The organism is Frateuria sp. (assembly GCF_013362045.1).
Lineage (GTDB): Bacteria > Pseudomonadota > Gammaproteobacteria > Xanthomonadales > Rhodanobacteraceae > Frateuria_A.
Genome location: NZ_JABFWW010000174.1, coordinates 1 through 9,426, shown reverse-complemented (window position 1 = coordinate 9,426; position 9,426 = coordinate 1). Strand labels below are relative to the sequence as shown.

The window sequence follows — 9,426 nt, the reverse complement described above, 5'->3', positions numbered from 1 at the left end:
ACAGCCTCTACGCAGCCTATCCCGAAACCCTAGGAGACTCCTCATGAACGCTCGTGTTTCGTGCACCCTGGCGCGTCCTTTTTGGGCGCTGGTCGTGGCCGCCGGCCTGGCCGCTACTACCGGCCCGGTGGCCGCCGCCGCCCTCGATCCAGCGGCGATCGGCAAGGCGGCTGGCGTAGAGGCCAAACGCCAGGACGACGGGGCGGTAAAAATCAGCTGGAGCCGCACCGATGTGCCCGTCACGGTCGACGGCCTGCGCCTCCCGCCCGCCGCGGGCTTGGGGTCCTGGGCCGCGTTCACGCCCATGGGCCAGCACGCCATGGTCATGGGCGACACCGTGGTGTTCCAGGACGAAGTGGATGCCGCGATGGACGCCGCCTTCGCCCACGGCCTGAAGGTCACCGCCCTGCACAACCATTTCTTCTTCGACCAGCCGAAGCTGTACTTCATGCACCTCGCCGGCGAGGGCGAGCCGCAAGCGCTGGCGGCCGACGTCAAGGCCGTGTGGGATGCCATCAAGGCGGTACGCGCGGCGCGGGCACAACCGGCCGAGGGCTTCGGTGGGGCAACCCCGGTCATGGGCACGCTCGATGCCAATGCGCTGGCGGAGATCGTCGGTCACAAGGCCGAGGCGAACAGCGGCGTGGCCAAGATCACCGTCGGTCGCACCGGCCACATGCAAGGTCAGAAGATCGGCGCGTCGCTGGGCCTGACCACCTGGGCCGCGTTCAGCGGCAGCGATGCGGCCGCCGCCATCGACGGCGACTTCATCATGACCGCGGGGGAAGTCCAGCCGGTGCTGCACGCACTGCGCCGGGCCGGCATCCACGTGGTGGCCCTGCACAACCACATGATGGGCGACACCCCCGCCTTTTACTTCACCCACTTCTGGGGCAAGGGTCCGGCGGCGACGCTGGCTCGCGGCTTCCGCTCGGCGCTCGATGCACAGGCAGGCGTGGCCTCGCGCTGAGCGATAGCGCTGCGCGCAGCCACCGCGTGTCGCGCCTCTACCCTGCATCCCGTCCAATAGGACGCTCGCCAGACCGCGGCAGGAACTCCCTACTATGAACAAACGGCCGCCCATGGCTATCGAGCCGGCCTCGCCCGTTTCCCTGCGCGAGGCCACCCGCGTGTGGGCCAAGATCGGCCTGCTCAGCTTCGGCGGACCGGCTGGGCAGATCGCGCTGATGCATCGGGAGCTGGTGGACACCCGTCGCTGGATCAGCGATGCGCGCTTCCTGCACGCACTCAACTACTGCATGTTGCTGCCGGGGCCGGAAGCGACCCAGCTCGCCATCTACATCGCCTGGATGCTGCACCGGACCGTCGGCGGGCTGATCGCGGGCGTGCTGTTCGTGTTGCCTGGTTTCGTCACGATCCTGGCGCTCAGCATCGTCTATGCGCTGTACGGCCAGGTTCCGCTGGTGTTCGCGATCTTCGTCGGGCTGAAGGCCGCGATATTGGCGGTGGTGGTCGAGGCGGTCATCCGGATCGGTCGCAAGGCACTCAAGAACCGCATGATGGTCGCCATCGCGGCGCTGGCTTTCGTGGCGATCTACTTCCTCCACGCGCCGTTCCCGCTGATCGTGCTGGGAGCGGGTTTGTGGGGCCTGCTCGGGCGCTGGTGGATGCCGCGGAGCTTTCCGGCACCGGCCTCGGCCGCGGCGGATGCCTCGTCGGACTTCCTGATCGACCGGTTGCTGGGCCAGGGGCAGCTGATCCATACGCGGCCCTCGATTGCGCGCGCGCTGCGCGTGACGTTGATCTGGCTGGCGATCTGGTGGCTGCCCGTGCTGGCGGTGATCGCCGCGTTCGGGCGACACAGCGTGCTCGCCGGCGAGGGACTGTTCTTCAGCCAGACGGCGATGGTCACCTTTGGCGGCGCCTACGCGGTCCTGGCCTACATTGCCCAGCGCGCCGTGGTCGGCTTCCACTGGATTACCCCCGGCCAGATGCTCGACGGGCTGGCGCTGGCCGAGACCACGCCCGGCCCGCTGATCATGGTGGTGCAGTTCGTCGCCTTCCTGGGCGCCTACTACCACCAGAGCGGCCTGTCGCCGATGGCCGCCGGCATCGCCGGTTCGGTGCTGACCACCTGGGTCACCTTCGCGCCGTGCTTCCTGTGGATATTCCTCGGTGCGCCCTACATCGAAGCCCTGCGCAGCAACCGTGCGCTGCATGCGGCGCTGTCCGCCATCACCGCGGCGGTGGTGGGCGTGGTGCTGAACCTGTCGGTCTGGTTCACCTTGCACACCGTGTTTGCCCGGGTCGGCGAGCGCCAGTATGGCTGGCTGCATCTGGAAAACCCCGCCTGGTCCACTCTGCAGTGGCCCTCCGCCTTGATCGCGGCAGCCGCGATGCTGGCCATGCTGCGCTTCAAGGTCGGGATGGGCTGGGTGCTCGCCGCCAGCGGGCTCGCCGGCGTGTTGTGGCTGGCGGTGCCCAGGGCATAGGCGACTTCGCCCCGCTGCGGCGATCGATCTGTGCCAGCCTGCCGACGATGGCGGTTGTCGCTCCCGCAGGGTCGCGCTGTCGCGCCTGGCGCACTCGCCCGGCGTTGGCGGGCTTGTCGGTCCGCGCCGACAGGAAGTCCCGGTGTCCTGCCGGGCAGGCGCGCGAGCTAGGCGGCCTCCGTTCTCCCGATCGGTATCGCCACGTGCATGCAGCATCCCCTGTCCACGGAGATGCGCTCGATGGTGCCGCCCAGGTTGGCGGCCAGCAGCCGCACCAGGCGCGAACCGGTGCCGCCGCCGGAAACGTCGGGGCAGCCCACGCCGTCATCGCGCACCGTGACGTCCAGGCAATCGGAACGGCGGACCACGTCGACGAGCACCGTCCCGCCCTGCCCGGCGGGAAAGGCGTACTTGAAAGCGTTGGTCACCAGCTCGTTCACCATCAGGCCGATGTGCACCGCATGGGCCGGCTGCACCGTGACGGAGGGAGCGTGTACGCGAACCGCGATGGGGCGGATGTCCCGGAGCATGTCGCCCAGCTGGCCGCACAGGGCGTGCAGGTACTCCGACAGGTCGACCATGCCTTGGCGGTTGCTCGAGGCGCGTATGCGGTCCTGCGCATTGGCGATCACCGCCACGCGTGCCACCGCCGATTCCAGCGCCGCGCGTACCGAAGGGTCGGTCTCTCCGCGCGCCTGCAGGGAGAGCACCGACGACACCATCATCAGGTCGTTGCGTATGCGATGGCCCGCTTCTTCCAGCATCAGGCTTTTTTCCGCGTTGGACCGGCGCAGCTCCTGCAGGGTCCGCCGAAGCCGGTCGGTAATGGCGGAGATCACGACACCGACCAGGAGGAACGCCGCGACGCCCGCGGTGTCGGTCTCGGCGATCGCGAAGCTGTGGAGGGGCTGCAGGAAGAAATAGATGGCCAGCGCAGCGGAGACGAACGTGGCCAGCACCCCCGCGCCGCGGTCGAACAGGAGCGCGGCGAAGAAGATGGCAGGCATGAACAAGGGAAACGGGTAGCGCTGCAACTCGCGCTGCCACGTCAGCACGACCACGAAGGCCACCCCGACGAAAAGGAGCGCCGCGCCGTAGCTGACTATCATCGGGTACCGCTTCTCGGGTACCAGGGAGACGATCGGATGGTCCATGGCGGCAGCTCGGGCCCCTCGAAAAGCAAGCGCTCTGGATCGCGCGGACGCGCACGATAGAGCCGCCCGCCCCCGTATAGTTCCACGTTTGCATGCGCCATGACGAGATGGATGGCCGCGACGCAGGGGCTGCGCCCGCCTGTATTTCTTGCGATTCGCAGGAACGCCACGGGTGCGGAGCCCAGCGCCTTGCCGATCACCGGCGTTGGGCTCAAAGTCGTCGCCTGTCCTGTCGGAGAACGACCATGACCTTGCGCGTATGCCTGGCCGGCGCCACCGGCTGGGCCGGTTCCGAGCTGGCCCGTGCCATCGCGCGGGCACCGGACCTAGACCTCGTGGCGGCGGTGTCGCGCACCTACGCCGGGCAGGACCTGCGGGCGGCGCTGGGCAGCGATCTGCCCCCCTGTCCAGTTTTTCCGACGGCGCAGCAGGCGCTCGAACGCAGCTGCAATGTCTTCGTCGAATACACCGGCGTGGCCGCGGCCAAAGCGAACGTCCTGGCCGCCCTCGACCGTGGCGCGCACGTCGTCGTCGGCTCCTCCGGGCTGACCGACGAGGACTATGCGCAGATCGACCGGATCGCACAGGCAAAAGGCCTGGGCGTGCTCGCCTGCGGCAACTTCGCGCTGACCGTGGTGCTGTTGCAGAAATTCGCCGAGCTGGCGGCCCGGTACATCCCGCAGTGGGAGATCATCGACTACGCGCACGACGGCAAGCGCGATGCGCCCAGCGGCACCGTGCGCGAACTGGCCCACCGGCTTGCGGCCGTGCGCACTCCACAGCCGAGCGTGCCGCTGGAGCAGACCGCGGGAGTCCGCGAGGCGCGTGGCGCGACGCTGGCCGGTTCGCAGGTGCATTCCATCCGCTTGCCGGGTTTCGTGATCAGCGCGGAGGTGATCTTCGGCATGCCCGACCAGAAACTGACGCTGCGCCACGATGCGGGCGACAGCGCCCGGCCCTATGTCGACGGCGCACTGCTGGCGGTGCGCAAAGCGCCGATGCTGGTCGGGCTGCATCGCGGCCTGGACCGCGTGCTGGATCTTTGACGGGGTGCTGCGGGCGTGCGGCCACGTCAAAGACGTGGCGCCGTTCTCTTCGCGCTCCGTAGACAACTGGAAAAAGATACTTCATCCAGTTGTTTTAGAACGCCTTTCGCCATGCACATCAATGCCCGCAGCCCCTCTGTCATCCGCCACCACCCCGGCTTCATCCGTGACCGCGACTGGACGATCAATGGTCCGGCGGTAGGGCCGGAGCAGACACCCCGCTGGCCGACCGATAGGCGCGCACCGAAGGACCGGCGCCACAGCGACATCGAATGGCCGGTCGACGATCGCCGCACGCCGCGCGTACCGGTGCCCGAGATGGAAGACGACTTCCCGTATATCTCGACCAAGCAGCCGGCTACCTGCTGGCTGATCTGAGCACCGAGCGCCTCCTCCGCAGCATCGGCCCATAGCGCTCTATCGCTAGCTGTGCCCGGCCGGCTGCCTTGAGCGGTTGCCTGCGGGTGTCCGTGCCGAGGCCGACACCACGATGCAACCTGCCGCTCACGCAGCGACCGGCGTGAGCACCGCTACCGGCAAGGGCGCCAGCCAAGCGCTCGGGTCCAGTTCGCCACCCACCCTCACCTCCCCGTCCCCCAGCACGTTGCGGTAGCGGCCGGGGGACAGCCCATGCACGCGCGTGCCGCTGGGCAGCAGGGCCGCGGTCGAGGCGGCATCCCAGCGCGGCGTGCGGGCATCGAGCAGCACCTGGGCCGTATGTCGCAGGGCCAGTACGGTGACCGCGTATCCGTCGAGCGCGCGCTGGAATGCCAGCAGCCGGTCGCAGGCCTGGCGGCCCGGGATCGCGACCGCGAGCGCGTGGTAGTCGCCCTGGGCGAACAGGGACGCATGGCGCAGGCGCAGTTGCAGCAGTTCGCGGATCACGCGCTGCTTGAGGCAGCCACTGCGCCAGCCCTGGAGCAGCTCGTGCCACGACGCCGCGTGTTCCAGGGCGATCTCCCGCGCATCGAAATCGACCGGTCGGCGGTTGTCCGGGTCGACCAGGCTGAAGTCCCAGAACTCGGTGCCCTGGTAAGTGTCCGGCACACCCGGCGTGGTCAGCCGCAGCACGGTCTGCAGCAGGCCGTTGGCCGCGCCGGCGGCGGCGATGCGTTGCACGAAGGCGTGCAGCTCCACGACGAAACCGTGGGCCGGATCGAGCAGCGCGCCGAGGAAGCTCCCGCAGGCGTCCTCGTAAGGCTCGTTCGGTTGCGTCCAGCGCGAGCGGCGCTTGGCCTCGCGCAGGGCCTTGCGCTGCCATTGCGCGACGCGTCCGGCGAAAGCCTGCACGCCCTGCGCATCGCCGGGTTCGAGTTGCAGCGGCCAGGCGCCGACCAGGCTCTGGTAGAGCATGTATTCGTCGGCCGGCGAAGGCGCCGGCACTCCATCGACGCGCAGGCGCAGGCGCGCGTTGTGGTCGCGCCAGCGCACCACGGTGCCGGCCCAGGTGGCGACCACGCTCGCCTGCGAGAGCACCGCCAGGCGCGCGCGCGCATCTTCGCCGCGCTTGTGGTCATGGGTGGCGGTGGCGAGCAGGTTGTGCGGATAGCCGTTCGCCCGTTCGGCGCACAGCGCGTGGAAACCGGCAATGTCCAGCTCCAGGCGCCCGGGGTCCGCGCCCACTTCATTGCGCGAGAGCAGCCGCCCGTAGCGGTAGCAGGCGGTGTCCTCCACCGCCTTGGCCGCCATCGGCGAGGTGGCCTGCTGGAAGATCGTCATCGCCCGCTCGCGCGCCCGCCGCACGCGGCCGGGCGGCAGCCCGCGCGGCGACTGCCCGCCCAGCCACGCGGACACCTCGGCCAGCAGCTCGCGGTCTTCGATGCGCACGTGATGGCGTGCGCGGTCGTAGGCCTGCTGGAACACCGCCTCGTCGTCGGCGTCGCGGCCCAGTCCGCCGGCATAGGTGCGATACACCGGGAAATGCACCAGCAGCTCGACCAGCACGCGGCGGATCGCCGGCAGGCTCGCGTCGCGGGTGGACACGTCGGCGCGCGCGGCCTCGAACAACGCACGCGCCGTACGGTCGAGCTCGGCCTCGAAGCTGTCGACCAGGATCTGCCGCCGCGCCGCGCGTGCCACCGCTGCGAAGTCCGCGCGTTCGCCGCTCATCGCCTGCCACAGTTCGGTCAGCATGCCTTCGCCCGCGGCGTCGTGCAGCAGCGCGCCGGCCTGGTCCATGAACTCGTAGCCGGTGGTGCCATCGGTGCGCCAGGTGCCGCGCAGGAGCTCGCCCTCGGCCAGTATCTTCTCCACCACCAGGTAGGCCGGGCCCGGCGGCGCCCCGGCCGGACGCTGGCGCTGCAGGCGGCGCAGGCGGTGGCGCAGCTGGCGGCAATAGCGGTGTGGGTCGGCCAGGCCGTCGACGTGGTCGATGCGCAGTCCGTCGATCAGCCCCTCGGCATAGAGCTTGAAGACCAACGCATGGCAGTCCTCGAACACCCGGGTGCGATCCATGCGCAGGCCGGCCAGCTCGTTGATGTCGAAGAAGCGGCGGTAGTCGACCATGTCGCTGGCGAGTTTCCACGATGCCAGCCGGTAGTGCTGCGCCTGCACCAGTGCGTGCAGCCGCGCGAAACCTGCCTCGCGGGCGGCAGCGTGCGCCGCCAGCACGGGGGCCGGCTCGCCTGCCCGCTCCAGCGCCTGCGCGGTGGGCGGCGAAAGCGGCAGCGCGATGTCGTGCACGTGCAAGGCGAAGCCCGCTTCGCCGTATTGCAGCCGCACGTCGCCATCGCGCAACGCCTGCGCGTAGGGCTTGCCCAGGATCGGCAGCAGCACGTGGCCGTGCGCCAGCGGGTCGGGGCTGCGCCAGTCGATGTCGAAATAGTCGGCACGGTGGCTGGCGCGGCCCAGGCGCAGCACGTCCATCCACCAGGCGTTGCCTGGCCCGGCGAACATGTGGTTGGGCACGATGTCCAGCACCAGGCCCATGCCGTGCGCGCGCAGCTGGGCGACCAGCCGGCGCAGCGCCGGCTCGCCGCCCAGTTCGGGGTTGATGCGGTGGCAGTCGATCACGTCGTAGCCGTGATTCGAGCCGGGACGCGCGGCCAGCAACGGCGAGGCGTACAGGTGGCTGATGCCGAGCTTCGAGTAATAACCGACCTGCGCGGCCGCATCGTCCAGCGTGAAGCCGGCATGCAGCTGCAGGCGCGCCAGCGCGCGCGGCGGATAGCCCGCGGCCGCTGCGTTCATGGCGCGCCGCGGGCCGCCGCGACGGCACCGCAGCAGGCCTGCGCGACCGGGCCGTCGAACAGCATGGCCGCACTTTCAGGCAGCCGGCGGCGCCAGTTCGGATGCAGCGCATCGGTGGGGCCGGGCAGGTTCGGCTGTTCCGGCAGCGCGAGCAGGTCTTCGGCGGGAATCACCACCAGCGGCGCGGGCGCCCGCGCGACATGGCCTGCAGCGGCGATCGCCACCGGCAGCACATCGTCGGGTGCGGGCGGGCGATTCTCGTCGGGCGTGCCGCCGGCCTGCTGCGCGGCACCGGAAGCGCACAGCGCGCGCCACAGCCGCGCGCGGTCGATGGCGCGTTCGGCGATCTCGTCCACGTCCGGCTCGGCCAGGCCTGCGCGGGCGCGCCATTCGATGTCGCGTCCGCTCCACCAGCCGGCGACGGTCGGCACGTCGTGGGTGGAGGTGGTGGCCATCGCGTCGGTCGACCAGTGCATGGGCGCGATGAAGCCACGGTCGGCTGCGCGCTCGAACCACAGGACGCGGATGCCGAGCACGCCGGCACCGGCGATGCGCTGGCGGAAGTCGGACGGCACGGTGCCCAGGTCCTCGCCGATCACCAGCGCCCGGGAGCGGTGCGATTCGATCGCCAGCAGGCGCAGCAGGTCGCCGACCGGATAGCGCACGTAAGCCCCTTCGGTGGCGCCGAAACCGCGCGGTACCAGCCACAGGCGCTTCAGCCCAAGCACGTGGTCGATGCGCACGCCGCCGGCATGCGCCAGCGCCGCGCGCAGCATCGCGAGATAGCCGGCGTAACCGCTGCTCCGAAGGCCCATCGGCGAGAAGGTGGTCAATCCCCAGTCCTGCCCGTGGCGGTTGAGCAGGTCCGGCGGTGCGCCCACCGAAAGGCCGTGCAACATTTCGCCCTGGTGGCTCCAGGCCTGGCTGCCGCCGGCATCGGTGCCGACCGCCAGGTCCGAGATCAGGCCGATCGCCATGCCCGACTCGCGCGCGGTGCGCTGTGCATCGGCCAGACCGCGCGTGGCGAGCCATTGCAGGAAGGTGTGGAACGCGATGTCGCGGCTGTGCTCGCGCGCGAAATGGGCCACCGCAGGGCCGGCCGGGTCGTGGTACTCCGCGGGCCAGGCCTGCCAGCCGCCCGGTGTGCCGTGTGCCCGGAAGTGCACCTGCAGCGCCTCGAAGCGCGCGTGGCGCTCCAGCGCCTCCCCCTGCCCGCGGCGGAACGCGGACAATTCCCGGGTCAGTTTGGAATCGGCCGAGGACCAGTCGAACAGCGCGCGCAACAGCGTCATCCGCGCGCGCGCCGCGCGCGGCCAGTCGATCAGCTCCAGCCACTCCAGCTCGGCCAGCTCCTGGCGCAGGTTGTGCGCGTCGGTCACCGTGCGCAGCGCCGCCGCCCCGCCCACGCGGGCCGGGTCCACGTAGAGCGGGTTGAGGAACAGCCGGCTGGAGGGTGCATAGGGGCTGTAGCGTTCGGGCGCGGCGGCGAACAGCGCGTGCACCGGGCTGATCGCCAACGCATCGGCGCCGCGGGCCGCGGCGGCGCGTGCGCACTGCTCCAGCGCGGTGAAGTCGCCGGTGCCG

General features: G+C 70.3%; 7 protein-coding genes. 4 read left to right on the top strand and 3 right to left on the bottom strand.

What is annotated here, in order from left to right:
* The first annotated feature begins 43 nt into the window (after positions 1-43).
* Complete coding sequence (locus HOQ08_RS08195; protein ID WP_291193158.1) at positions 44-970, top strand: DUF1259 domain-containing protein; 927 nt, start codon at positions 44-46, stop codon at positions 968-970.
* Positions 971-1,082: 112 nt separating this feature from the next.
* Entirely contained in the window at positions 1,083-2,453 is a 1,371-nt protein-coding gene (gene chrA, locus HOQ08_RS08190; protein ID WP_291193156.1) for a chromate efflux transporter, read from the top strand.
* 167 nt (positions 2,454-2,620) lie between these two features.
* Here chrA and HOQ08_RS08185 read toward each other — a convergent pair whose 3' ends face one another.
* On the bottom strand, positions 2,621-3,607 hold the full coding sequence (locus HOQ08_RS08185) for a DUF4118 domain-containing protein (RefSeq protein ID WP_291193154.1): 987 nt from the start codon (positions 3,605-3,607) through the stop codon (positions 2,621-2,623).
* Positions 3,608-3,852: 245 nt separating this feature from the next.
* Between HOQ08_RS08185 and dapB the strand changes: the two genes are divergently transcribed.
* Together dapB and HOQ08_RS08175 are read left to right on the top strand one after the other, a co-directional pair.
* Positions 3,853-4,653 (top strand): 4-hydroxy-tetrahydrodipicolinate reductase, encoded by an 801-nt coding sequence (dapB, locus tag HOQ08_RS08180; RefSeq protein WP_291193152.1) that lies wholly within the window; start codon positions 3,853-3,855, stop codon positions 4,651-4,653.
* Positions 4,654-4,764: 111 nt separating this feature from the next.
* Positions 4,765-5,031, top strand: coding sequence for a hypothetical protein (locus tag HOQ08_RS08175; protein ID WP_291193150.1), 267 nt, complete (start codon positions 4,765-4,767; stop codon positions 5,029-5,031).
* 126 nt (positions 5,032-5,157) lie between these two features.
* Here the strand turns inward: HOQ08_RS08175 and treY are convergent, their stop codons facing one another.
* Positions 5,158-7,842, bottom strand: coding sequence for a malto-oligosyltrehalose synthase (treY, locus tag HOQ08_RS08170; RefSeq protein ID WP_291193148.1), 2,685 nt, complete (start codon positions 7,840-7,842; stop codon positions 5,158-5,160).
* Positions 7,839-9,426: 4-alpha-glucanotransferase (malQ, locus tag HOQ08_RS08165; RefSeq protein WP_291193146.1), on the bottom strand; the 1,588-nt coding region annotated here is incomplete at its 5' end. The genes treY and malQ, both read right to left, overlap by 4 nt.

Bases quoted from the DNA above. Each gene is read 5' to 3' on its own strand.
- HOQ08_RS08195 (WP_291193158.1), top strand. From the start codon at position 44: ATGAACGCTCGTGTTTCGTGCACCCTGGCGCGTCCTTTTTGGGCGCTG.
- chrA (WP_291193156.1), top strand. From the start codon at position 1,083: ATGGCTATCGAGCCGGCCTCGCCCGTTTCCCTGCGCGAGGCCACCCGC.
- treY (WP_291193148.1), bottom strand. From the start codon at position 7,842: ATGAACGCAGCGGCCGCGGGCTATCCGCCGCGCGCGCTGGCGCGCCTG.
- HOQ08_RS08175 (WP_291193150.1), top strand. From the start codon at position 4,765: ATGCACATCAATGCCCGCAGCCCCTCTGTCATCCGCCACCACCCCGGC.
- HOQ08_RS08185 (WP_291193154.1), bottom strand. From the start codon at position 3,607: ATGGACCATCCGATCGTCTCCCTGGTACCCGAGAAGCGGTACCCGATG.
- dapB (WP_291193152.1), top strand. From the start codon at position 3,853: ATGACCTTGCGCGTATGCCTGGCCGGCGCCACCGGCTGGGCCGGTTCC.